This window comes from Paenibacillus sabinae T27 (assembly GCF_000612505.1).
Lineage (GTDB): Bacteria > Bacillota > Bacilli > Paenibacillales > Paenibacillaceae > Paenibacillus_AQ > Paenibacillus_AQ sabinae.
In genome coordinates, this window is record NZ_CP004078.1 from 538,881 (window position 1) to 563,545 (window position 24,665).

Sequence of the window (24,665 nt, forward strand, 5' to 3'; positions counted from 1 at the left end):
GGAGGAATGGGAACGAAATGAAGTTCGACCTTCGAAAATTAGCGTTGTTTGCAGAACAGGCTGTAACAAAAGCGGGTGACAGAATTTCCGAATTACGCAGTCGGGAAAAAATTGAAGTGAATTATAAGGATTCGGGTGAACTTGTGACATCCGCTGATTTGTTATCGGAAAGAATCATTCAAGAAGCCATAATGGGTAAATTTCAAGGTCATCGAATTCTTTCGGAGGAAAGTGGGGTACACAACTGGGATAATTTCAAGTTTGCAGCGCCAGCGCCCTGCTGGTGCTCCGCCCTTGCGGCCGGCCCCGCGTCGGCCGTCGCTTTCCCGCCGGCCGCCAAGCCTTGCCGCTCCCCGCCCCCCGGCCACCTACAGAGCAAACAGCCGCTCCATATCCGGCTCCTCCTCGCTCTCCGAGCGGTGGCGCCAGCAGTTGGTCGCGGGGCTGTAGCGGTAGTCGGCCTGCCAGACCTCCCGCTGGCTGACAATCGCCTTCAGGGCCAGGAGGATGAAGGCGACGTCGCCCGAGGTCATAACGGGATGCAGCGACAGGCGCACCCAGCCCGGCCGCAGCGATTGATCGCCGGCACGGATCGCCTTGCCCATCTGGATGGAGGCTTCCTTGTCGATCGAGAGCAGGTAATGGCCGTAAGGGCCGGCACAGGAACAGCCGCCGCGGGCCTGAATGCCGAAGCGGCGGGAGCATTGAGTTGCAATGTACAAGTGGTGCCCGATGGCATCCCTAATGAACTCTATGGTGAAGAGGTCGTATTCACAACACCTGGAATCTTCGATGATCTCTTGACATTATTGCGGATGGAATCAGAATAAAAGGTCCAGTCTTATTTCAACATTGTTGCACATGCGGAAACGTTAGCTTAGTAAGGCATGTTCTTCAATGAAAAGGCCCTCCTTTTCAGGATGGCCTTAAAAACTTGCCGTTTCAGACAGCGCGGCGAACCGTATCACAAGTAGGGCGAAATGTCGCGATCATCAACTATAGCATTCGTTATTCACAAGTGGCAGACCTGGTGTTATAGTAACCTTATGCAACAGTAGATGGCAGAAAGGCGGAATGCCCATTCGATTGAATTAGTGCTGCGTCATTCAAACAGCATAATTCGATACGGAGAAGTAGGATAAAATCATGAGCAACCTTAAAATGGAAAAATTCTGCAGAGATGTTTATTTGCTGATCCATTTTATGGCGATATGATTTTATTTTACTCTCGGAGCAAGGGAACCGTCGTTAAGAGCGGAGCCGTAGAGTAAATCTGCGGCTCTTTATTTTTGCCATCCATACTGTTGCATTTGGATTAATTGTCTTTCCATCTACAAGAACAGGAGCTGAGCTTATGACAAGGCCATATGTCAATGTCAGCAGTGAAAATAAAATCAAGGAGTATATGAATGTGTTTGAGAGTTTTTCCAGAAGACTTGAGTCCCTGGAGGGCGTGATTGGAATTACGCTCAATGGAGGATTGTCACGGGGATATGGAGACGAACTGTCGGAAATCGACCTCGTTATTTATTTGGACAGCAAAAATTTCGATCGATGGAATGCAGGTCAATGTCCTATACCAGTCGGCATTGCAAAGATCGAGGGTTATCTCTATGACATCAAGCTGGTGAACATGGACGTTGAAAAACGGAAAAAGTGGGAGCCTGTCGCTTTATGGGACTTATCCTACGCCCGCATTCTGTATGACCCTTATGGAGAGGTGCATGCTCTGATTAAGGATAAGCTGGAAGAAAAACCGTCACCTTTGGGAGCAGAAGGCTCTCTTTTTAGCTGCTGGTGGTACTTCCGGCTGGCAGGCGACATTTGGATTCACAGGGGAGATGTCGCCCAAGGGCATTATCTGCTGAATATTGCCGTAACCAAATTATTAGAAACTCTATTTGTCGCAAATGGCGAATATATCCCGCATGAAAAATGGATCGTTCATTTTAGCAGAACGTTGTCCTGGACCCCTGAACAATGGGAAACTAGGCTTTTTGAAGCCATGAGCACCGGGGATTTTTCACTGGAAAGCCTCGTAACAAGGCAAAGCGCAATCGAGAAATTATGGGAGGAAGTCGATCGTTACATTGTCCATAAGGAGTGCCCGGATTTGAAGGTGAAGCTGATGCAAAAGTACTTCTACGAAATGATTGCGTGCTTGCTTCGGGAAGAGAAGCTTTGTCTGGAGGAATGGGAGCAAAAAGCCGGCCTGTCGCTGCTCTCGACCCAGCCGTTTTGTAACTTTGTCACAATTGAGGATGGACAAATCCTGGTGGACTGGAATAAAGCTTTATCGATCCGACCGGAGGAAGTATACGATTGGCATTACAGCGTATTGGAGCAAGTGTTGGCAGATATGCAGGAGTAGGTTCCTTTTAACTTAATGCCGTGTATAGGGGAGGAGCAACATATAGTGATAATCACTCGTGTTGCCCTGCTTTAAAATTCGCCATTTGAGTGTTACGCTGAACCCTACCATAAGGAACGGCAAGTTTAATGGCGGTGATCGGTATGGATTGCATGTGCAGCATTGAACAGATTTAGTGTCGCAGTCCCCCGCCTCTAAGCCAACAGCGAAGGTGGGGATTAGACACGTCCGCTTTACCAAACATACGTTCTCGTGTTATGCTAGACTCATAAACCTTTCGATGGAGGCGTATCTCATGAAGGTGGTCAAAACACTCAAACATTCGATTACGTCTCATCACCGCATGCTAGATGCGACTCTCCATGTGTATCAGGAGGCGCTGTCCTTCTTGATTACGGTCATTCAAGAGCAGTTTAAAGCCTTGGAATCGTTATCCACTCAAGCGGTTGTGACGGCGGTAGAACGGCTGACTCACCGTACCGAGCTCAATCCGAATCCGCTCTACGCCGAGTTTGATCAACGCTTTTATAAGTTTCCTTCGTACTTCCGCAGAAGTGCTATTGCCGAAGCGTTTGGCATTGTGAAAAGCCATCATTCCCGTTTTCAGCTTTGGCAAGCCGAGCGGCAACACGCCCAGCAAGAAGGGAAATGCTTTTCGAAGAAACCTCCGATACTCCAAGCCCAGCATCAAGCGTTCCCTTGCTTGTACAAAGGAAATATGTTCATTCGAACCTCTGATACGACAGCCAACATCAAGGTGTTTCATCAAGGTGACTGGGTCTGGCTCCCCATTACCTTTAAGGGGCAAGACCTATTTAAACGTAACGTGTGGAGCATGAAAGAATGCAGCCCCACATTGGTTCGGAAAGGAAAACGCTATGCCCTTCATATCGCCTATAAGGGGGATGTGAAGTTGACTCAGACGGAACATTCCAAGCAGCGGGTGTGTGCCGTAGATTTGGGGTTAACGAATTCCGCAGTCTGTTCCGTGATGGACGCAAGCGGCACTGTCTTGGCGAGGACATTTATCAACCAAGCCAAAGAGAAAGACCGGATGCGCCAAATCACAGGCAAACTGAAGCAAGCCCAGCGAAAATCCGGTATAGGTGCAAAACCGAATTTCTGGCGGCGGATAAATGGCTTACAGACGCATATCGTCCACGATACCGCACATCGAATCCTCGCGTTTGCCCAAAAGCACCGCGCAGATGTCATTGTCATGGAGTATTTAGGGAAGATGCGTCTGCCTAAAGGAACGTGGGGAGCCAAGCGACTTCGTGCCAAACTCCAGTTTTGGGCCAAACGGCGCATCCAAGCGAAAGTGACCGAAATGGCGCATTTCTTGGGGATGCGGGTTTCCATGGTCAATCCTGCAAATACAAGTGCGTTTGCTTTTGACGGAAGTGGATTTGTACAACGCAACACAAAGCGTGATGTTGCTGTATTCGCAACAGGCAAAACGTATCACGCGGACCTCAATGCCTCGTATAACATCGGCGCACGATACGTGCTACGCAGTATACAAAAATCCACATCTGAAAAGACGTGGTTGTCCTTGGAGGCCAAAGACCCTTCATTGGCAAAACGATCGTATTGGACGTTGGCTTCCCTCATTAGGGTGCAACAGGCACTGAGTCTTTAGATCATGAAGCTCGCAGCGTGTGCAACCCTGTATCGATGCCAACAGAAGCCCCCACTTCAAGCGTAAGCTAAGTGGGGGAGAGTTCACTTCGTGCACGAGCTCTTTTGTATTACCGATTGGTGGAGTAGAGGAACCTCTCAAAACATTAGGCATACGCTGATATATGTCGATTTGAGAGGAGGATTGTGTATGTTTCCTTATCACCCGCAAGGTTATCCATTTCCATATTTTAATTACCAGCGTGTGCCTCACGGTTATTATTATCCCCCTTATAGCGAAGGAGGATGGGGCTGGTGGCATGGCGCACTCGAATCGGACGAAAGCCGCCGGCTGCCTGAGCAGCAGCGGCTTACATTCGTGCTTGTGCATGGCTCTTGGGCCGACGCTCACTTCTGGGACGGCATAGCGGTGGTGCTGCGCAGTCAAGGGCATGCCGTCTATACGCCGGAATACGCAGGTCACGGCACAGATCCGAACAAAAATGTCACGCATGCGATGATCACGAAGTCCGTCGTCGACTTTATAATTAAGCTGAACCTGCGAGAAATCGTTCTCGTTGGGCACAGCTTCGGTGGATCAGTCATCCAGAAGGTTGCCGAACAAGTACCAGACCGCATCAAGCGCCTCGTTTTCTGGGACGCGTTCGTACTGAAAGACAGCGAGTCCGTTGCGGATGAGTTACCGCCTCCAACGAGGCAAGGCTTCGAGCAGCTTAGAGCTGGATCGAAGGACGATACAATCATGCTTCCGTTTCCGCTGTTTCGGGATTTATTCGTCAATACGGCAACCTTGGAGGAAGCCAAACGGTTTTATACGAGTGTCAGTCCGGAACCGGCGAAACCACTTTTCGAGAAGCTGGATCTTAAAGCGTTCTATATGCTGCCTACGCCCAAAAGCTATGTCTATTTCTACCAAGACAATGTATTGCCACAAGGAGAGGGCTTCGGCTGGAATCCGCATATGTCCACACGACTCGGCCAATTTCGCTTGATTGTCGGCGACGGAGACCACTTCACGGATACACGCACAAGGCCGGACATGGTGGCGAAGAAGTTGTACGAGGCGGGACGGGATTGATCAGTTGAATTCATAAATTGACCGAAAAGAGGCAATCCCGTACGGGATTGCCTCAAAACTTGCCGTTACAGACAGCGCGGTGAACCGTATCACAAATAGTGGTAAAGCGGAGAATTGAATTGAAACTGGAGGCGGCGATGCTAAATTGAGTAGGCTGGCCGGATTCCTTGGCGCTCTGCTGTCGGCGTCGGGCTTTCTGTATCTGCTGTACGTGCTCTATCTGGCTATTTTTACCGACTCTGGGCTGGGCTTCGGTCATCGGAATTACCCTGACCTTCAACGGCTGCATACTTCTGATGCTCGGCATTCTGGGCGAATACGTCGGCCGCATCTACGATGAGTCCAAGGGGCGTCCGCTGTACATTGTGCAGGAGGTATATCAGGGGAAAAAGAAGCCGCAGCCGGTCGGTCTAAAAACAGCTCAGTATGAGTCGAAGTAACGTTTTGGCCAGTTCGGAAGGATACTGCTTATATGGTTTGAACCGTTCCTTAGGGGGAGCGGTTTTTTTGTTTTCCAATTATATCTATCCATTACAATGTATTTCTTGTTTTATAATAGACCGAGATGGAAACCACGGAAAGGAACATCCATGTCATGAAAAGCAGCATCCGTAACCGCTTATTGGTCATGCTTCTCGTATGTATTATTGTGCCCTATTTCATTTCGGTACTGGCTATCTATTTTCATACCAAAGAAAAGGTAGAGCAGCACGAATATCGGATCAGCGAGGTTCAGCTTCAAAAGGGCAGTGAAGAGCTCGGACAATATTTTCAGGATATGGTGAATTTACCGTATATTTTATACCTTAATCCAGGTTTATTCCGGATATTCGAAAGAGGCTTTGACAAAGAAATTTACTCCAACCAGCTTGAAGTTGATAAATGGTTTCAAGCCTTTTATCTGATGCGCAGAGAAATTCATCAAGTTCGGTTTTTTATCGTAAAAGACGGGGATTCTTTTACCGTTTACGATGCTAAGGTGAGTGCCCGTAAGAAGCAGCCTGATCTATCAGAAAGTCCTCCCATTCGGCAGCTGATTAAATCCGGCTCCAATTTTTTGATTGAACCGCCGCATTTGATCCGGAATTATAATGGAGCTGCCGTGATGCCAATGTCGGATCGGACGTTAGTGCTGACGATTCATCATAAAATCAAAAATATACTCTCCAACGAATTTTTAGGTGTTGTCACCATGGATATCGACTTAAGCCGCCTTTCCACCATTTGTAGCCGTTTTCTGAAGGAAGGTGAATTGGTTATCCTTACGGATGGGAGTGGAGCTGTCGTCTATTCAACCGAGCAAACGCTGATAGGTACAAAGTGGAGGCCTGGTTCCGGATTGTCTCTCACGAGTGGAAGATCGGGCGATATTACGATGTCCAAGCCGCTTCCGGGTGAGTTTGGGGATTGGCACTTGATCAAGGTGACTTCGAGCGATAACTTATACCGCGATGTGAGGCAAACGGCGTATATCAGCGCCTTTTTTGGTGTGGCTGTTGTTATTTTGGGACTTATTATGGTCCATTTTATTTCAAATAAGATCACTCGACCTATTCAATTATTAAGTAAGAAAGTCCGAAAGATTGAAGGGGGGCATACGAATATATGGTTTAATGATACCGGCCGTGATGAAATCGGTCATTTGGAGAGGCATATTAAGGAAATGATGGAACGAATCAACCTGTACATTGATAGGGAATATCGGCTCGAACTCGAGAACAAAACGAACCAATACCGTGCAATTCAATCCCAAATCAACCCGCATTTTCTGCATAATGCGTTACAATCCATCGGTGCGGTTGCCCTTCGTTCCCAAACTCCGCAAATATATCAATTAGTGACTTCCTTGTCGAAAATGATGCGGTATACGATCCGAATGGATAATTGGGCTTCGATACGCAGTGAAGTGGATTACGTGAAAGCATACTTGGACCTGCAAAAAGAACGTTTTCGGGTGGAATTGCGCCACTCCATCTCTATAGAAGATTCCATAATGGATATGTCGGTCCCGGTCATGATCTTACAGCCGCTCGTTGAGAACTTCTTCAAGCATTGCTTTGAGGAAGGGCATTACGGTTCGCATCTCAGCATTCGGGGATGGCTTGATGACGGGGATGTGAAACTGGTTGTGGCGAATGATGGACCCGGCTTGTCCCTCGAAGAGTTGAATGAACTGAGAAGGATATTACACTCAGTCGGCCATGACGCAGCATCGCCTAATAACCGGATTGGTCTGAAGAATATACATGATCGGTTAATCTTGAACTACGGTTCCCGCGGAGGCCTGGAGGTGGATTCAAATCCCGGCGGAGGATTTACCGTCCTTATTACGATTCCAACCCAATCCAAGGAGGACGATAATCATGAAAGCTCTTATTGTGGATGATGAATTCAATGTGCGTGATGTGATTCGGTATTTGGGGCAATGGGACCAACTGGGCGTGACGGAAATATGGGAAGCCGACAACGGGGAAGAGGCTCAGACCATTATTGAAAGGGAGCGGCCCGAAATCATATTTGCCGATATCAAAATGCCCAAAGTTACCGGTATCCAGCTTTTGGAGTGGTTAAACCAACAAGCCTACCCGGGAAAAGTGATTATTGTTTCGGGGTATGATGACTATTCATATATGCGGAAAGCCATCCAATGCTCCAGCTATGATTATTTACTGAAGCCGGTTGAAGAAGACGTATTAAATACGGTCTTGGAGGGTGCCATTTCTGCCTGGAACAGTGAGGAAGCCGAACGGCGAAGCGACTCTGTCGTTGCTCAAGAAGCCGAAAGGCTGCACAGGAACCGATTAATTACGGCGGCCTGCGAAGGAGACCCTTGGAATGAGGAGGACCTGGCGAGGTACCTTCCGAAGGCGGATGCCTACGATCTTACCTTGCTGTATTTTTACCATACTCACAGCGCCGATACTTACATTAATCGGCTCGCTGAGGAGATGACGGCACAGGAGTGGGGCAATGCGTTTGTTCTGCAAAATGAGGATTGCACCGGTCTGTTGATCAGTCCGCGAGGCAGCAAGTTCCCGGTAGAGCAGTGGATTTCCAACCATTTTGATATTCCCGTACGATTGGCCGGCGGCGATCCGCTAACGTCCTTGAACGATCTTCCGAATGCGTATCAATCGGCCAAAAAAGCGATGGAGCTGCAGAATTTCAGGACCATTCATCGGCTAAGCGATTTGGATGACGCGCGGCGAATGAATGACATCGTCACCTATTTGGAGGAGCATTACACGGAGGAGCTTTCTTTGGATAAATTGGCCAATCGTTTCTTTCTAAGCCGGGAGCATATTTGCCGCCGGTTTAAACAAGAGCAGGGGATCAACCTATCCAATTATTTAATCCAATTAAGAATTGAACAAGCCAGACGATGGCTTAGTCAAACGGAAGAAAGAATGTACTCGATTGCGGTGAACCTCGGGTATCAGAATGAAAAGTATTTTTCAAAATTATTTAAGAAAGAAGTAGGCATGACCCCGGCCCAATATCGCAGCCTTTACGGAAAACAAAATAAAAAGAAGGGAGGGGAGATTGGTGAACAAAGTTACGAAAATAATGTTGACAGCAGTGATGGTCCTATCGCTTGCGGCGTGCGTGGAAAGGAATGAGGAAGGCCAAACCGGTCAACAAAAAGTTAATAAGATCGTTCTGAGCGTATTCAATCCCAAGGTGGAGATTGCCTCCCAGTTTGAGCGGCTAGTCAAAGAATACGAGAAGGAACACCCTGAAGTGGATATTCACATTCGGACGGTCGGTGGGGGCGCGGATGACCGCGCAATGCTGATGACCCAATTTGCTGCCGGGAAAGGTCCCGATATTTATACGAACGGCGGATACGAGGAAGCCAGACTGTGGAAAGATTACCTGGAGGATTTGTCTGATCAGCCTTGGGTCCGACATGCATATAAACACGCATTAGAACCGATGGAAATGGACGGTAAGATCTACGGCATGCCGATGAATGTGGAAGGCTACGGTTTTGTTTACAATAAAGATTTATTTGCGAAAGCGGGTATTAGGGAAACACCGAGGACTCTGAGCGAATTAAAGGATGTGTCGGAAAAGCTTAGGGCGATGAATATCACTCCTTTCTCGAACGGGTACGCGGAAAAATGGCTCCTTGGCGTATTCATGATAAACATCGCATTTGCGCATCAGAACAACCCTGATGCTTTTATTAAGGGATTGACGGACGGAACGCAAAAGTTTAAAGGAAACGAACCCTTTATAGGAATGCTCCGATTGCTTGATCTAACCGTACAATATGGCAGCAAGAATTCGCTGACCATAGATTACAATACGGCAGTCACCGGATTTGCAAAGGGTAAAACAGCGATGATCCTGCAAGGAAACTGGATACAGCCGATGTTGGACAAAATCTCACCGAACATGAATATAGGATTCTTCCCAATGCCGATCAGCGATGATGCGGCAAAAAACGATGCACTCGCAATCGGCATTCCCAACAATTGGGTCGTAAATAAAAAAACAACCGCTGTGAAGAAAATAGAGGCTAAAAAGTTCTTAAACTGGATGGCTTCTTCGGAACAAGGTAAAAGATTTATGACCGAGCAATTTAAGTTTGTTCCCGCCTTTTCCAATATAGAGATTAAAAATTCAGGTCCGCTTGCCGCTGATATTATCAAATATGTAAAGGAAGGCAAAACATTATCATGGAACTGGTTCAAATATCCTGCCGGAGTGAGCGATGAGTTTGGGCCTGCCATGCAAGCTTATATCAATAAACAAATGAACAGGGATGAGCTTCTGCAGGAATTTCAAAAATCGTGGAACAGATATTCGGAAAAATAAGTTAAACGGGCTGAGAATTAACAAATTCTTAAGCCTTTTTTATTTGTAAAATACCACCATATCAAGCATGAAGTTGGATTCCCTTATCCAAGACCTATATTTATATTGATGCAGCTTCACTTGTTCGCATGGAGGTTAAAAGCCTTGATTTCGCGTTCATGTTGGCCCTTTTACCGGATGATTTGTGATGTCCATATAGAGGACAATATCAATTTAGATACGTCCCGCCGCTCCTGTAACATGCGTTGACGATTTGAGTCCTTGTCGCTATTGCTCGAAATCCGCTCGTTAACCTAACATGAAACATGAAATCGAAATACAAATATTCGCTTGAGCAGAGAGGGGGAGAGCGTAAGAACGGGCTAAGCATGACCAATTCATTAACAAGGAGAGAAACCTAATGAAACGAAAAAGAACGAAAAAAGCGGTAACCGCACTATTAGCAACTGCTGTTCTACTTTCAGGTAATGCCGTTTCACAGTTCTATCTCGCTCAACCTGTATTTGCGGACGATTTGGTTTTCCCGGTAGAAGCATTTAGACCGACCGATGACAGGCCACTTGATAAAAGCCATCTGCAGCAGCCTATGACGGTGCAAAGCTTCGAGCAGTTGGACAATGGCGTAAAGCTTAATTTAGGCGCACAGGAGGCTTACATACGGATGCTTACATCCGATATGGCCAAAGTGTCGCTCTTGAACAAAGGAGACAAGGAATATACCTCTGTTGGGATCGCCAAAACGGATTGGTCTGCTCCTAAATTCAAAGTGAAGGAAGACGACAAGAGGATCGTCATTACTACCGACAGCTTGACCGTAGACATCAAGAAAAGCCCGTTTGGAATCAAATATATGGATAAAGACGGCAATGTCATTAACGAGGACGGGGATCAAGGGATCGGTTACGAAAACGGGAAGCCTTACGTGTTCAAAAAGACCGATAACAACGAGAATTTCTACGGGCTGGGCGAGAAAACCGACGGTCTGAACAAACGGGGCAAGGAAGAGGGCATATGGCATCAAGACCCGTTCCCGTATGAATCGAAATACATTTACCAATCGGTTCCGTTCTTTATCGGTTTGAAAGATAAAAAGGCGTACGGCATTTTATTCGACAATACGTACCGCACTTACTACAACTTCGCCAAGGAAAGCGACGATTACTATTACTTCTACGCCGACGGCGGCAAACTGACCTACTATTTCTTCAATGGGCCGCAGATCAAAGATGTCGTAGACCGTTATACCGATCTGACCGGCAAAATCCCCCTGCCCCCTGAATGGTCTTTGGGCTTCCATCAATCCAGTTGGGCGTATTCCCAAAACGACATGGAAGAAGTAGCCGCAGGGTATCGCGAAAAGAAAATTCCGGCGGATGGATTGTTTTTTGACATCGAATATATGGACGACTATAAAGCCTTTACGTGGGGGAAAAAAGTTCCCGATCCTGCAGGGCTGGGCAAACGTATGGAAGAGCAGGGTTTCCATCAAGTGAATATCTTCGATCCGGCAATCAGGGCCTTGCCAGGCTACAGCGTTTATGATGAAGGGACCGCGAAGGATCTCTGGGTGAAAAACCCTGACGGCACCAACTTCCTCGGCAAGCTTTGGCCTTGGGACCCTTCGGCACCGCCTTCTTCCGTATATCCGAATTTCCTGAAAAAAGAAACCCGCGACTGGTGGTCCATGCAATACAAGCCGTTTTTTGACACAGGCATAGACGGCATCTGGAACGACGTTAACGAACCGGTCAGCTTTATAGCCAAAGACCACTGGACGCTGCCTCTCGATGCTGTCTTTGAAGATGACAACGGCGTCAAACATACACATGAAGAGATTCACAATACGTATGCGCATATGGAGGAAGAAGCGTCTTACAACGCATTCAAAAAACTCAAACCGAACGTCCGTCCGTTCGTGTTGACGCGTGCCGGATATACGGGAACGCAGCGTTACGCTGCAACCTGGACCGGTGATAACCACAGCACTTGGGAACATCTCAGAATGTCGATTCCAATGAATTCGAATGTCGGACTGGCGGGCCACCCGTTTGTGGGCAATGACATCGGCGGATTCACCAAAAATAAACAGTTGGGCGAAATATGCACGCCGGAATTGTTTGCACGCTGGCTTGAGCTTGGTGTCTTCCTGCCGTTCGCTCGGGACCACTACAATAATGACGGCGACAGTCCGTCGGTTAAGCAGAACATTAATAGACAAGAACCGTGGCAATTCGGCAAGGAAGTTGAGGATATCAGCCGCAAGTATATTTCCATGCGTTACGAACTGATGCCTTACCTGCAGAACGCGTTCAAACAAGCGCATGAAACAGGAAACCTGATTCAGCAGCCGCTCGTGTTCCAGTTCCAGGATGACCCGAATACCTATAACAACGAAGATCAATTCATGTTCGGCGATTCTCTGATGATTGCGCCGGTTGTGGAGAAGGGCGCAACGTCCCGCAGCGTGTATTTGCCGGCCGGGGTGAAATGGATCGACTACTGGACCGGAGAAGAGTTTGAGGGCGGCCAAACGATTACCAAACAAGCCGATCTCGGCACGCTTCCGCTTTACGTGAAGCAAGGCTCGATCATCCCGCGCCGCGAAGTCCAGCAGTATGCCGGCGAGAAGAAGCTGACGAATCTGACTCTCGACACCTATCTTAACGACAAGGCTTCCTACAGCTACTATCAGGATGATGCAACTACAGAGGATTATACAAGAGGCGAATTCAACGTAACCGACTTCCATGTGGAAAACAAAGGAAACCACGTCGAATTCGAACAGGACAAAAAAGTTCAGAATTACGCTTCCGACATTCAGTCCTATACGCTGAAGCTTCATAATGCTGTAGAACCGAAAAAAGTACAAGCCGCTAACAACAAGTATGTCGAAGCCGGCAGCGTGGAAGAATTGAATGGGCAGGAAAGAGCTTACTACTTCGATGCGAATGAACATGTGCTGTATGTCAAAATCCCGGTAAGCGAGAAACAGAAAGTGAAGATTCAAACTCAAGACGATGTAGAGGGAAGCAAATAATACCGCTGTTGGAACTGCAACTATCAATTACCGGGTTGGAGACTCTTGTCTCCAACCCGTGTTTACAATGTCATTATGAAGGAGAGAAACCAAATGAAGCCAAAAAAGAAATGGGTGCCATTAATTTTAGCAGGTGCAGTCCTTCTCTCAGGCAATGCTCTTTCCCAGCTTTATTCTCCCCAAACCGCCTATGCGGAAGTACAGCAGCCGGCTCCTGATACGCCTTTGGATAAAAACAAGCTGCAGCAGCCGATGGCCGTGCAAAGCGTCCGGCAGCTGGACAACGGCGTAAAGCTTGATTTGGGCGCAGAGGAAGCTTATATCCGTTTGCTCACTTCCGACATGGCCAAGGTATCGATCTTAAACAAAGGTGAGGAAGAGTTTGTCTCCCCAGGGATTGCTAAGACGGATTGGGGAACTCCCAAATTCAAAGTGAAGGAAGACGACAAGAGAATCATCATCACTACCGACAACCTGTCGATTGACATTAATAAAAGCCCGTTTGGAATCAAATATCTGGATAAAAACGGGAATGTTATTAATGAAGACGACATTAAAGGTTCCGGTTATGAAGACGGAAAGCCATACGTGTTCAAGAAAACGGACAAGGCCGAAAACTTTTACGGTTTCGGCGAGCAAACCGGCGGTTTGAACAAACGCGGTTATGATATCGGCATGTGGAATACGGACGCGTACTCCTATACGAAAGACACGAAATATGTGTATGCCACCATTCCGTTTTTTATCGGCTTGAAAGGCCAAAAGGCGTATGGCCTCTTCTTCGATAATACGTACCGTTCCCATTTCAACATGGCTAAGGAAAGTGACGATTACTATTATTACTACGCCGATGGCGGAAAGCTGACCTATTATTTTATCAACGGTCCGGAAATCAAAGACGTCGTTGACCGGTATACCGATTTGACCGGCAAGATCAATTTGCCGCCGGAATGGTCTCTCGGTTTCCAGCAAAGTAAATGGGGTTACTGGCAGGATGACATTGTTCGGGTGGCCAAAACATTCCGCGAAAAGCAAATTCCCGCCGATGCAATGTACGCGGACATCGATTATATGAATGACTACCGCGTATTTACCTGGGGACCGAAGTATTCCGATCCGGACAAGCTGAAGGCAGATATGGACAAGCTGAATTTCAGATATGTTACGATCAACGACCCGGGTGTCAAAGTTGACGAAAGTTTCGATACCTATCAGGAAGGAACCAAGAACAATTTCTGGGTTAAAAATGCCGACGGCAGCCCCTATGTCGGTTATGTTTGGCCGGGCGACTCTGTTTTCCCTAACTTCCTGAGATCGGATGTCCGCGACTGGTGGGCAAAAAAGCACAAAGCGCTGTTTGACAAAGGGGTATCCGGTATTTGGAACGATATGAATGAACCGGCCGTGTTTGGCGGTCCAGGATGGTCCATGCCGCTGGATACCGTCTATGAGGCTGATGACGGAAGTAAGAAGCAGAACAAAGAGATTCATAATATCTTTGCCCATCTGGAAAATGAAGCGACGTACGAAGGATTCAAAGTGAACAAGCCGAACATTCGCCCGTTCGTGCTTACTCGTGCTGCGTATGCGGGAACCCAGCGTTACGCCGCCATCTGGACCGGCGATAATACAAGCAACTGGGATCATCTCCGCATGACAATCCCGATGAATTCGAATCTCGGATTATCAGGCGCAGCGTTTGTTGGCAACGACATCGGCGGCTTTGCCAAACCGACAGCGCAGGATCAGCCAACGCCGGAGCTTTTTGCCCGGTGGATCGAAGTCGGCGCCTTTGTGCCTTTCTCCCGGGACCATTACAGCTGGGATAAGGAGCAGGAACCGTGGGCATTCGGCAAGGAAGTCGAGGACATCAGCCGGAAATATATTTCCTTGCGCTACGAATTGCTGCCTTACCTGTACAACCAGTTCAAGCGTGCGCAGGAAAGTGGGCAGCCTGTACAGCAGCCGCTCGTCTATCATTTTCAGCATGATCCAAATACCTATAACAACGACAATCAGTATATGTTCGGCGATTCGCTAATGATCGCACCTGTAGTGAATCAAGGAGCAACGTCCCGCAGCGTGTATTTGCCGGCTGGCGTGAAATGGGTCGACTACTGGACAGGTGAAGAGTTTGAGGGCGGCCAAACGATCACGAAGCAAGCCGATCTCGGCACGCTTCCTATCTATGTGAAGCAAGATTCGATCATTCCTCGCCGCGAAGTTCAGCAGTACACCGGCGAGAAAAAGCTGACAAATCTGATTCTTGACACGTACCTCGAAGGCCAGGCTTCCTACAGCTTCTATGAAGACGATGCAAATACAGAGGATTACACGAGAGGCGAATTCAATGTTACCGACTTCCGTGTAGAGCAGAAAGGAAATCACATCGAATTCGAACAGGACAAACAGACGCAAAACTACGATTCTGACATCCAGTCCTACACGCTGAAGCTGCATGATGCCAAAGAGCCGAACAAAGTTCAGGCGGCTGAGAACAAATACGGCAAAGCAAGCAGCTTTGACGAACTGAACCAACAAGCAAGCGGCTACTACTTCGATGCTGCAGCGAAAGTTCTGTATGTTAAAATCCCTGCAAACGAAAGCCACAAAGTAAAAATCGATTAATCGTATGGCGAGCATCAAATGAAAAACGGGCTGAGAGACATTGTCGCTCCAGCCCGTTTTTTACGTTATTCGTATCCATTTCTATCCGAACTGAAAGATTAGATACAGCATTCAGGAGTATAGGAACGGCTGTCTCCGTAGGTACCGGCGTTCAGATTCAGCGCGGTGAACCGTATCATAAGTAAGGGCAAGTTTTTAGGGTGAAGCTCGCAGTAGCCTGCCCTTTCCACCGTTTCGGCAGAATTCCTCGATGCCATACCAACGTATGACGAAACGTTGCAACTCACTTCATTTGAAATTAACTCTGTCGTTAAAGTTCCTACACCCTGTTTCTTTCCATCCATGCGGCTGCCCAGTCCACCAGCGGCCGTTGCTCCAGAAATCGGACTTCAGCGTTTCCGATTCTATGAATCTTGATATTCATTTCTTTATCATAGTCGTTTCCCAAGCGGACAAAATCCCCGTCGTCCACAGCTTGGGTTTCGTAAGTCACCCATTTGCGCGTTCCTTCCTCCATAATTGCACTGCTTTCATGGACAAATTTCTTGGCAGGAAAGTTAGCTATAGTTTCAGCCAGATGCAGCGACGTGTTTTTATTATAGCCGACGCCTATTAGGAGTACGTAACCATTTAGATGATACAATTTATCCAACGGGGAGTTCTTCCCGAAGATATTGCATAAATCATGGTTTTGCGTTAGATATTCCGCATGCTTGCCTACTGCGGCAATTGACCGTGCCGGGTGATTCGACCTTTTGGCTCCCGTCCACTTACGAAACATTTCAGCCACGACGCCCATACCGATCGCAGGGGTTATTTCTTTATCGTAGGGTGGCCAGTATTCGCGAATAATCGGCCACCATTCCGTAGGTGCTTCACTGTGGACTCCCGTTGAAGGGTCGAGATTCTTCCATGTCTGGGAAGGCATCATCAAAGTGCCTTCTTCACCGATAATTTCCAGAAGAGATCGAATTAAGGTTTCGGCTCCGCCTACAACAAAACCCAATTTGCTTAAAGAAGTATGAACGAATATGTGTTGACCTTCCCTTAATCCGCAGTTTTTAAATGCATGGATTAGATCTTCTTTCGTTAAGATAGCTCTTGTTTCTTGTAGTTCGGTCATGTGGGATCTCCGCCTTTTCTTATATTAAAATAACCCACTATAATTAGCGGGGTTGTCTCAAGAGCGGCCAAAACAGTAGTGCCCTTCATTCATTTCCCAAATTATACCAACAATATTCATTTACAACAATAGCTCCAGCAGAATAACTTGCCGCTACAGACAGCGCGGTGAACCGTACGGGGCAAGTTTTTTGGGGAAAAGCCCGCAGTAGCCTTCAAAAACGCGGGATGAGTTTGGTATGAGCCATGCGCGGTGTAAAAGTTTTCGCAAACGGAATTCTTCGTACCGGGCAGCTTAGTAGGGTTAAGTCAAGCGATTGACAATAAGCGGGAAAAAATATACTCTTATAATGAGTGAGTTACTCACTCATTATAAATTCAACATTCGTTTTTAAAGGAGATGCAAAAGATGAGTAAAACGAACATCCTGCCGGATTTATTACTGCGAAAACGTAATCGACGTAAAAACACAAAGCTGCTTCAGATTCATACGCCGAATCGTATCGTTGAAAGCCGTTACGTTAAAATCGGCGATATCGACCAATGGGTAACTATACGGGGAGAGGATTACCATAATCCCGTTCTATTGTTCATCCATGGCGGACCAGCTTCCCCGTACTCCATTTTCAGTCCGTTATTGCGTTCGTGGGAGAAGCATTTCACAATCGTTCAATGGGATCAGCGAGGCGCTGGAAAAACGTTCACCAGGAACGGAAAAGACGGAAGCGGTACGATCACCTTCGACCGCCTTGCTCAGGACGGCATCGAGTTGGCGGAATATCTGTGCAACAAACTCCGGCATCAGAAAGTTATACTCATCGGCAGTTCAGCAGGCAGTCTGATTGGAATTATGATGGCTAAACAGCGTCCCGACCTGTTTTATGCTTATGTCGGAACAGATCAAAATGCTCCGGATCCTCAGCATCAAACGTACAAAGTGATGCTAGGTGCTTTCCGCAATGCAGGCAATGCGAAGGGAGTTCATTTGGTGGAGAAAATGGGGCCGGACCCCACGCGATGGAGCCGGAAAGATTTTGAACTGAGGAATCAGTATCTGGTAAAAGTGATTAACGATGTGCCAAATATGATTATGGATCTGATGCTGCCGTCTATGCTCTCTTCCCCTGAACACAAGTTCAGTGATCTCATCCATATTTTTAAAGGGATGAATTACACCCTTGGCCACCTGTTTGACGAGTTAGTGGCTTTTGACTTCGACAAGGTTGGACTGTGCTTTGAATTGCCTTTCTTTATTATGCATGGCGATCAAGATATCATAACGCCAACGGAAACGGCACAAGCATACTTCGACAAGATTGAAGCTCCTTTCAAAGAATATGTGCGGATTCGGAATGCCGGCCACCTTGCTTGTTTTTCCCGGCCTGAGCAATGCTTAGAGGAACTTATGAAACGGGTACGTCCTTTAGCAGCCGGAACAGAGAACGAATTGCAGATGGGTTAAATTTAGAGATTTCGTGGTACTATGAGGATAATTCCTTAATAAGATTGGAGATTGAGGCTCATTGTCCCCATTAAATAAACACCAGTTGAATCTGATCCGCGACGAGCGTAGAGAACAGATTAAGCAAGCGGCGCTTAAACTATTTGCCCGGCGCGGATACTCGGGAACGAAAACGAGTATGATCGCTGCGGAAGCCGGTATCAGCGAAGGCCTTATTTTCCGGTATTTCAAATCCAAAGAAGAGCTATTCACCACACTCGTTCAGGAGTTAATGGAAGAAGCGAAGAAGGAAACCGAGAACCTTCAATATTTGTCCGGCTCTCCCTTTGAACAAATCAAGACTTTAACCCAAGGCATGCTGGACGAGAGCAGCAAATATGCATTTATGTTCATTCTAAGGGCACGCAAGACGGGTGAAATTCCAGAGGCGGCGGTACGGATTCTAGAACAACATTCAGTAGATGTTGTACTTGACAGGCTGATTCCAATCTTTGTTCAAGGGCAGCATGCTGGAGAATTCTCCTTGGGAGATCCACGGAAGCTGTTGGCCTGGTACTTTTACATCATCAATTGTCTTATTTTGGAGGAAGTTGAGAAGGAAGAGTACAGGTTGCCGGATGTGGACTTCTTAATGCGATTATTGACAAACGGGAAACGCTAGTCCAATCTTTCAAATGATAGAGCCATCATGACGCTCAAGTGGAAACCAGTCTGGGATATCTATAATAAATTTCCAAAGCGAGTCGGGTATAATCAGCTTTTCCTGGTCTTTAACGGACAGGGTTGTTTTAATTTCTCCTTCAACTCCTTGCGCAATCTTCTCGATCCAGTCCGGTTCCATAATGATCTCACGTCCTAATGCAATAATTGGAACGCCTGATTGCAACGCTTTAACGGTATTTTGAGGAGTACGGATGTTTCCAACACCGATAACAGGAACCTTATGGCCGACTCGTTCTTGAATAATTTCCAAGCGAGAGCGGGAATCATCGATACCTCGACGTGGAACAGACCAAAAATCATTCAACGAAATATGCAGATAATCAAGCCCTTTAGATACAAGAATCTCTATAAATTCAAGCGTGTCGGCCATTGTAATTCCTGGCGTTACGATAGCGCAACACTCCTAGCGATGGTTCGTGAAGGACTTGGTATTACGCTGTTGCCGCGTATGATGCTACCTAAAAAGCTGGAGGGAGTCGTTGCGCTTCCGCTCAATCCTCCACAAATGTTACAGATCGGACTCGCTGTCAGGTCGCAGGAAATAGCATCGCCAGCAGCCGTGCTGTTTGTTCAAACGGTATTGGCCTGGATGCAAGAGGTTGGGGAAATCTCATAACAGCTTGCCCAGCTCAGTCACCATAGAATTTTGGATTGCCGTGAGCGTCCGGACTCGCTATAACATTCGGGTTTGAATTTGAGTTTATCCGAATGAAACGAGGTAAAGAGGCAGCCTTTTTGGCCCATTATGTAAGCGCTTAAATTTTGATTGCCATCTGCGATTTCCCTTGTTATAATGCAGTTGAAAAGGTTTCCAAGAACCCCGTCAGAAGAACGAAAGCAAGAAGAAAGAAGACCTGAATATGAAAGCAACGATCCGAGATGTGGCCCGATTGGCCGGAGTATCCATCAGTACTGTATCCCGCGTGATGAACGCGCCCGAAACCGTCGTAGCCAGCAAAAGGGACCGTGTTCTGGAGGCGATTCAGCAGTTGCAGTATCAGCCGAACGCGTTTGCGCGCGGGCTGATTTACAAGAAGTCGTTCACGCTGGGGCTGCTCATTCCCGATATTGAGAATCTGTACTTCGCGGGGATCATCCGGGGCATGCAGGACGCCTGCATCAAGCTGGGGTACAGCCTCATGATCTGCAACACGGACCGCGACAAAGAGCGTCTGTTGTCTTACATGGATACGTTCCGCGAAAAGCAGGTCGACGGCATCGTATTCGCCAGCGACAAGCTGCACCCCGAGTATTACGAGAAGCTGGTCGGATGCCGGATTCCGTTTGTCCTGCTGTCCTCCCACTCCGACGAATACGAGATTCCGAGCATTGAGGTGGACGATGAGGTTGCCGCCTACGACGCGGTAAAGTTTCTGATTGAACTCGGACACCGGGAAATCGGGATGATTGGGTTCGGCCACAGCGATTCCATGTCGGGACCGCCGCGGTATGACGGCTTTGTCAGAGCGGTCACTGAATCGGGCCTCGGCCACAACGTAATCAGAGTGAAATATGCGAACCACCGTTTTGAAGACGCTTATCAGGCGGCGCATGAATTGTTCACCGACCATCCGGGACTAACCGCCGTGTTCTGCGTGGCCGACGAGTTCGCGATGGGGACGATTTCCTACCTGAAAGACCGGAATGTGCTGGTGCCGGGGCAGGTATCGGTTATCGGATTCGACAATTTGCGGATGGCGAGCATGTTCATTCCAAAGCTGACGACGATCGCCCAGCCGATCTATCAGCTCGGATACCGGGCAGCGGAGAAGCTGCATGAGCTGCTGTCGACCGGAAGTGTGGAGGTTCTCCGGGAGAAGATGCAGCATAAACTGATCGTGCGGGAATCGTCCCGGGAAAAGTGAAGCCGATGGGTTTCACCTTATGTCTTTGAAAACCTTTTCAGAGACGAATGGAAAGACTCTGGCGAAGCGGGCTGGCACGAGCAACGTTTTGAAAACCCTTTCAAGGAGGTGATCCCGCTTATCGGACGGTTGGCCTCAAAAAACAATTAAAGGGGATGTATGAGAAGATGAACAAGAAGACGGGACGCAAGCTGTCTACTCTCGCTGTACTCGGTCTGTCATTCTCCATGCTCGTTACCGCCTGCGGCAGCGGCGGCAACAACGCTTCGCCAAGCCAGGCACCGGCGGCCACGTCCGGGGATCAGGCGAAAGCTACTGCGACCGCAAGCGTGGCCGACACGCCGCTGCAGAAGGCGATGAACGGCGAATATAAAGGGACCAAGGTTACCATGTTCGGCCCGTTTGTTGACGCTGACCAGGTGAAATTCGAGACGAGTATCAAGGATTTCGAAGAGAAGACGGGCATCGACATCCAGTACGAAGGCTCCAAGGAATTCGAGGCCACCATTAACGTTCGCGTGGACGGCGGCAACGCGCCGGACATCGCCGACTTCCCGCAGCCGGGTCTCCTGGCAGCTATCGCGAAGACCGGCAAGGTGATCGATCTGAACACGGTACTTGACCCTGAGAAGCTGAAATCCAACTACAACAAGAGCTGGCTGGACATGGCGACGATGGACAGTGGAAGCGGCAAGATCATGGCTGGCATCTGGAACCGCAGCAACGTGAAGAGCCTCGTCTGGTACCCGAAGAAGCAGTTCGAGGAAGCGGGATACCAGGTTCCCCAGACCTGGGATGAAATGATGGCGCTTACCGAGCAGATTGCCAAGGACGGCGACCCGGCCTGGGCGATCGGCATCGAGAGCGGCGCTGCAACGGGCTGGCCGGCGACAGACTGGGTCGAGAACATCATGCTGCGGACGACGACGCCAGAGAACTACGATAAGTGGGTAAAGGGCGAGCTGCCGTTCACGTCGCCTGAAGTGAAGAACGCGGTCGAGATTATGTCGAAGATCTGGATGAACAAAGATTATGTCTATGGCGGCACGAAGTCGATTGTCACGACGGCCTTCGGAGACGCGCCGAAGCCGATGTTCGAGAACCCGCCGAAGGCCTGGTTCAACCTGATGGGCAACTTCATCACAAGCTTCTTCCCGGAAAACGTTAAGGTCGACCAGGACTACGACTGGTTCTATCTGCCGCCGATCGACGAACAGTACGGCAAGCCGGTGCTGGTAGCCGGGGACATCTATGCCATGTTCAACGACCGTCCTGAAGTGCGGGCTGTCATCGAATTCTTCACCACGGGCGAATCGATCAAGAGCTGGGTGCAGTCGGGCGGCGTGATCGCGCCGATGAACGACGCTCCACTCGACTGGTATCAGTCGGAATCCGACCGCCGGATGGCAAAGCTGGTTCAGGACGCGTCTACGCTGCGCTTTGACGGCTCCGATCTGATGCCGGGCAAAGTGGGTGCGGGCAGCTTCTGGAAGGGCATGACCGACTATGTCAGCGGCACCGCCACGCTCGAACAGGCGCTGGAGCAAATCCAGAAAGGCTGGAACAACTGAGTCCGCGGTTCAGGGGTGAATCAGGCTAAAGTTGACCGGGGCAGGCGGAGCGTGCTTTAAGGAGAACAACCAAAAGGGGGCAGCGGGCAGGAACGGCTCTGCCCCCTTTTGTCATGGTAAGTACAACATTTAGGAGGAGCGCATATGGGGACACAAGCCAAACCGGGAATCCGTCTGAGAGCCGTGTTGATCTCCTTGGGCATACTGCTCGCCAATATTTTGGTCAACGGCCTGATTTTCCTGTTTTTCCGGGATTCGACGCTGCATCCGCTGCTGACAGCGGTGCTTGCCGTGCTGTGGGGCGTCTTGGGCGTCTATCTGATTTATTATTCGCTTACCTTTGCGGCCGAGCAGTTTCCCGACAAGATTCGCGGCAGGATCCTCCCGTTCATCTTCGTGGGACCGGCGGTACTCCTGCTGGGCTGGCTGCTGGTGCTGCCGGCGCTGCGGACGCTGTACCTCAGCTTCTTCAATGCGTCGTCCGACAAGTTCGCCGGGCTGGGCAACTATGCGGCCATCTTCAGTGACCGGCTGCTGGGCACGGCGCTGCGCAACAATCTGCTGTGGGTGTTCGTCGGCACGCTGGCGTGCATCTCCTTCGGCCTGCTGATCGCCATTCTGGCGGACCGCAGCAGCTACGAGAGAATCGCCAAGTCCATCATCTTCATGCCGATGGCCATTTCGTTCGTGGCGGCGGGCGTAATCTGGAAATTTGTCTATTATTATCAGCCGGGCGACGAGCAGATCGGTCTGCTCAATGCCATCGTAACGTACTTCGGCGGACAGCCGCAGGCCTGGACCAGCATGATTCAGCCTTGGAACAACTTTTTCCTGATTCTCATTCTGATTTGGATGCAAACCGGGTTCGCCATGGTCATCTTCTCTGCGGCGATCAAGGGAGTGCCCGATGATATTCTGGAAGCGGCGCGCGTGGACGGGTCCGGCGAGATCCGTATCTTTTTCCGTATCATCATCCCGTTCATTTCGACCACGATCCTGACGGTCACTACGACCATTATTGTCTTCACGTTGAAAATATTTGACGTCGTCATGGTCATGACTGGCGGTCAATACGATACAGAGGTTGTCGCGACGCAGTTCTACCGGCAGTTCTTCATGTACCGCAACTTCGGCTACGGCTCGACGCTGGCCATCGTGCTGCTGATCGCGGTCCTGCCCGTCATCATCGTCAATCTGCGCCAGTTCCGTAAGCAGGGGGGATTCTAAATGGTGGGCTCCAAGAAAAGAAAAGGCAACAAGACGGTCGTCAATCTCGTGCTTGGGATTATCTGTTTCATCTGGCTGGTTCCGACGCTAGGCTTGTTCATCTCCTCGTTCCGCCCTGCCGCGGACATTCTGCAGACCGGCTGGTGGAAGGTGTTCCCGCATCAGGAATGGAAGGCTTCGGATGATGTGATCCGGCTGTCCAAGGATGTAGACCTGCGGGGACCGATCGAAGTGAACGGCAAGACCTACACGGACGCGCAGCTCAAAGCGGGCGTGGTCGAAGGCGGAAAACGGCTCATGTGGGAGAACCGCAGAGCGCGTATGATCAGCGTACAGACGGAAGGCTGGGTGACGAAGCCCAACCTGACGACGGATAATTACAAGAACGTGCTGTCCGGCAAGGAGTATAAGCTGAAAAAAGCCGACGGCAGCGAGACGGTGCAGAAGGGCAGCGGTCTCTCCCAGGCGTTCTGGAACACGCTGACCATCGCGGTGCCGGCGACGATTATTCCGATTCTGATCGCATCCTTCGCGGCGTATGCTTTTGCCTGGCTGCGTTTTCCGGGACGCAAGACGATGTTCGTGACCATCATCGCGCTGCTGGTGATTCCGCTGCAGGTCGCGCTCATTCCCGTGCTTAAGGATTACACGGCCCTCGGGCTGAACGGCAGCTATCTCGGCATCTGGCTGGTGCATTCGGCGTTCGGCCTGCCGCTGGTAACGTATTTCATGTACAACTTCATCAGCCAGCTACCGAAAGATCTGTTCGAGTCGGCGTTCATTGACGGGGCAAGCCACTTCACGATCTTCAGCCGGCTGATCCTGCCCCTGTCGGTGCCTGCGCTGGCTTCGATCGGCATCTTCCAGTTCCTGTGGGTCTGGAACGACTATCTGGTGTCGCTGATCTTCATAGGCAACCAGCCGAATGTGCAGGTCATGTCGATGAAGATCGCCGATCTGGTCGGTTCGCGGGGCAACGACTGGCATCTGCTGACCTCGGCGGCCTTTATCTCGATGCTGATGCCGCTCGCCATCTTTTTCCTGCTGCAGAAGTATTTCGTCAGAGGTTTGATGGGCGGCTCGGTCAAAGGCTGACGCGTCGGCGTACGTCCTTAT

Annotated in this window: 18 protein-coding genes and 2 pseudogenes; 17 read left to right on the forward strand and 3 right to left on the reverse strand. The window is 49.2% G+C overall.

What is annotated here, in order from left to right; translation table 11 throughout:
• Positions 1–17: 17 nt before the first annotated feature.
• Positions 18–272 (forward strand): annotated as a pseudogene (locus PSAB_RS26500) (inositol monophosphatase family protein); the annotation flags it as partial.
• Positions 273–368: 96 nt separating this feature from the next.
• Here PSAB_RS26500 and PSAB_RS26035 read toward each other — a convergent pair.
• The gene (locus PSAB_RS26035; RefSeq protein WP_025333027.1) at positions 369–722 is read right to left on the reverse strand and encodes a hypothetical protein; all 354 of its coding nucleotides are present in this window, start codon (positions 720–722) and stop codon (positions 369–371) included.
• Positions 723–1,354: 632 nt separating this feature from the next.
• Here PSAB_RS26035 and PSAB_RS02555 point away from each other — a divergent pair.
• The 9 genes and pseudogenes from PSAB_RS02555 to PSAB_RS02595 all read left to right on the forward strand — a co-directional run bounded on the left by PSAB_RS02555 (position 1,355) and on the right by PSAB_RS02595 (position 15,579).
• Positions 1,355–2,371 (forward strand): hypothetical protein, encoded by a 1,017-nt coding sequence (locus PSAB_RS02555; RefSeq protein ID WP_025333028.1) that lies wholly within the window; start codon positions 1,355–1,357, stop codon positions 2,369–2,371.
• A 295-nt stretch (positions 2,372–2,666) separates the two neighbouring features.
• Positions 2,667–4,013, forward strand: a complete 1,347-nt coding sequence (locus PSAB_RS02560) for an RNA-guided endonuclease TnpB family protein (RefSeq protein WP_025333029.1) — start codon at positions 2,667–2,669, stop codon at positions 4,011–4,013.
• A 189-nt stretch (positions 4,014–4,202) separates the two neighbouring features.
• Positions 4,203–5,090 carry an alpha/beta fold hydrolase gene (locus tag PSAB_RS02565; RefSeq protein ID WP_025333030.1) on the forward strand — a complete coding sequence of 296 codons (888 nt, stop codon included), beginning with the start codon at positions 4,203–4,205 and terminating at the stop codon, positions 5,088–5,090.
• 151 nt (positions 5,091–5,241) lie between these two features.
• Positions 5,242–5,530, forward strand: a pseudogene (locus tag PSAB_RS25330) (glycosyltransferase); the annotation flags it as partial.
• Positions 5,531–5,685: 155 nt separating this feature from the next.
• Positions 5,686–7,476: a cache domain-containing sensor histidine kinase gene (locus PSAB_RS02575; protein WP_025333032.1), complete on the forward strand. Its 1,791-nt coding sequence runs from the start codon at positions 5,686–5,688 to the stop codon at positions 7,474–7,476.
• Complete coding sequence (locus PSAB_RS02580; protein WP_025333033.1) at positions 7,454–8,710, forward strand: response regulator; 1,257 nt, start codon at positions 7,454–7,456, stop codon at positions 8,708–8,710. Before PSAB_RS02575 ends, PSAB_RS02580 begins: the two co-directional genes overlap by 23 nt.
• Positions 8,658–9,914, forward strand: a complete 1,257-nt coding sequence (locus PSAB_RS02585; RefSeq protein WP_051529702.1) for an ABC transporter substrate-binding protein — start codon at positions 8,658–8,660, stop codon at positions 9,912–9,914. The genes PSAB_RS02580 and PSAB_RS02585 overlap by 53 nt, the downstream gene beginning before the upstream one ends.
• 400 nt (positions 9,915–10,314) lie before the next feature.
• Positions 10,315–12,951, forward strand: a complete 2,637-nt coding sequence (locus tag PSAB_RS02590) for a glycoside hydrolase family 31 protein (protein WP_051529703.1) — start codon at positions 10,315–10,317, stop codon at positions 12,949–12,951.
• Between the two features lie 93 nt (positions 12,952–13,044).
• Entirely contained in the window at positions 13,045–15,579 is a 2,535-nt protein-coding gene (locus PSAB_RS02595) for a glycoside hydrolase family 31 protein (RefSeq protein ID WP_051529704.1), read from the forward strand.
• Between the two features lie 319 nt (positions 15,580–15,898).
• On the opposite strand, the gene PSAB_RS02600 is transcribed toward PSAB_RS02595, so the two are convergent.
• Positions 15,899–16,702, reverse strand: a complete 804-nt coding sequence (locus PSAB_RS02600; RefSeq protein WP_025333037.1) for an AAC(3) family N-acetyltransferase — start codon at positions 16,700–16,702, stop codon at positions 15,899–15,901.
• Between the two features lie 408 nt (positions 16,703–17,110).
• Between PSAB_RS02600 and PSAB_RS02605 the strand changes: the two genes are divergently transcribed.
• Together PSAB_RS02605 and PSAB_RS02610 are read left to right on the forward strand one after the other, a co-directional pair.
• Positions 17,111–18,163, forward strand: coding sequence for an alpha/beta fold hydrolase (locus PSAB_RS02605; RefSeq protein WP_025333038.1), 1,053 nt, complete (start codon positions 17,111–17,113; stop codon positions 18,161–18,163).
• A 61-nt stretch (positions 18,164–18,224) separates the two neighbouring features.
• Entirely contained in the window at positions 18,225–18,824 is a 600-nt protein-coding gene (locus tag PSAB_RS02610; protein WP_025333039.1) for a TetR/AcrR family transcriptional regulator, read from the forward strand.
• 9 nt (positions 18,825–18,833) lie between these two features.
• Here the strand turns inward: PSAB_RS02610 and PSAB_RS02615 are convergent, their stop codons facing one another.
• Positions 18,834–19,277, reverse strand: a complete 444-nt coding sequence (locus PSAB_RS02615; protein ID WP_226991800.1) for an oxidoreductase — start codon at positions 19,275–19,277, stop codon at positions 18,834–18,836.
• On the opposite strand from PSAB_RS02615, the gene PSAB_RS26505 reads away from it, so the two are divergent.
• From PSAB_RS26505 to PSAB_RS02635, 5 genes are all read left to right on the forward strand, one after another.
• Positions 19,197–19,502, forward strand: a complete 306-nt coding sequence (locus tag PSAB_RS26505) for a LysR substrate-binding domain-containing protein (RefSeq protein ID WP_144240461.1) — start codon at positions 19,197–19,199, stop codon at positions 19,500–19,502. The genes PSAB_RS02615 and PSAB_RS26505 overlap by 81 nt on opposite strands.
• Positions 19,503–19,746: 244 nt before the next feature.
• The gene (locus tag PSAB_RS02620; RefSeq protein ID WP_025333041.1) at positions 19,747–20,751 is read left to right on the forward strand and encodes a LacI family DNA-binding transcriptional regulator; all 1,005 of its coding nucleotides are present in this window, start codon (positions 19,747–19,749) and stop codon (positions 20,749–20,751) included.
• 167 nt (positions 20,752–20,918) lie between these two features.
• The gene (locus PSAB_RS02625; protein WP_025333042.1) at positions 20,919–22,322 is read left to right on the forward strand and encodes an ABC transporter substrate-binding protein; all 1,404 of its coding nucleotides are present in this window, start codon (positions 20,919–20,921) and stop codon (positions 22,320–22,322) included.
• A 144-nt stretch (positions 22,323–22,466) separates the two neighbouring features.
• On the forward strand, positions 22,467–23,549 hold the full coding sequence (locus PSAB_RS02630; protein ID WP_025333043.1) for a carbohydrate ABC transporter permease: 1,083 nt from the start codon (positions 22,467–22,469) through the stop codon (positions 23,547–23,549).
• The gene (locus tag PSAB_RS02635) at positions 23,550–24,644 is read left to right on the forward strand and encodes a carbohydrate ABC transporter permease (protein ID WP_025333044.1); all 1,095 of its coding nucleotides are present in this window, start codon (positions 23,550–23,552) and stop codon (positions 24,642–24,644) included.
• The last annotated feature ends 21 nt before the right edge of the window (positions 24,645–24,665 follow it).

Coding starts and splice junctions, on each gene's coding strand:
- PSAB_RS02635 (WP_025333044.1), top strand. CDS start 23,550: ATGGTGGGCTCCAAGAAAAGAAAAGGCAACAAGACGGTCGTCAATCTC.
- PSAB_RS02600 (WP_025333037.1), bottom strand. CDS start 16,702: ATGACCGAACTACAAGAAACAAGAGCTATCTTAACGAAAGAAGATCTA.
- PSAB_RS02555 (WP_025333028.1), top strand. CDS start 1,355: ATGACAAGGCCATATGTCAATGTCAGCAGTGAAAATAAAATCAAGGAG.
- PSAB_RS02595 (WP_051529704.1), top strand. CDS start 13,045: ATGAAGCCAAAAAAGAAATGGGTGCCATTAATTTTAGCAGGTGCAGTC.
- PSAB_RS02575 (WP_025333032.1), top strand. CDS start 5,686: ATGAAAAGCAGCATCCGTAACCGCTTATTGGTCATGCTTCTCGTATGT.
- PSAB_RS02585 (WP_051529702.1), top strand. CDS start 8,658: ATGTTGACAGCAGTGATGGTCCTATCGCTTGCGGCGTGCGTGGAAAGG.
- PSAB_RS26505 (WP_144240461.1), top strand. CDS start 19,197: ATGCAGATAATCAAGCCCTTTAGATACAAGAATCTCTATAAATTCAAG.
- PSAB_RS02560 (WP_025333029.1), top strand. CDS start 2,667: ATGAAGGTGGTCAAAACACTCAAACATTCGATTACGTCTCATCACCGC.
- PSAB_RS02565 (WP_025333030.1), top strand. CDS start 4,203: ATGTTTCCTTATCACCCGCAAGGTTATCCATTTCCATATTTTAATTAC.
- PSAB_RS02630 (WP_025333043.1), top strand. CDS start 22,467: ATGGGGACACAAGCCAAACCGGGAATCCGTCTGAGAGCCGTGTTGATC.
- PSAB_RS02590 (WP_051529703.1), top strand. CDS start 10,315: ATGAAACGAAAAAGAACGAAAAAAGCGGTAACCGCACTATTAGCAACT.
- PSAB_RS02580 (WP_025333033.1), top strand. CDS start 7,454: ATGAAAGCTCTTATTGTGGATGATGAATTCAATGTGCGTGATGTGATT.
- PSAB_RS02620 (WP_025333041.1), top strand. CDS start 19,747: ATGAAAGCAACGATCCGAGATGTGGCCCGATTGGCCGGAGTATCCATC.
- PSAB_RS02605 (WP_025333038.1), top strand. CDS start 17,111: ATGAGTAAAACGAACATCCTGCCGGATTTATTACTGCGAAAACGTAAT.
- PSAB_RS02625 (WP_025333042.1), top strand. CDS start 20,919: ATGAACAAGAAGACGGGACGCAAGCTGTCTACTCTCGCTGTACTCGGT.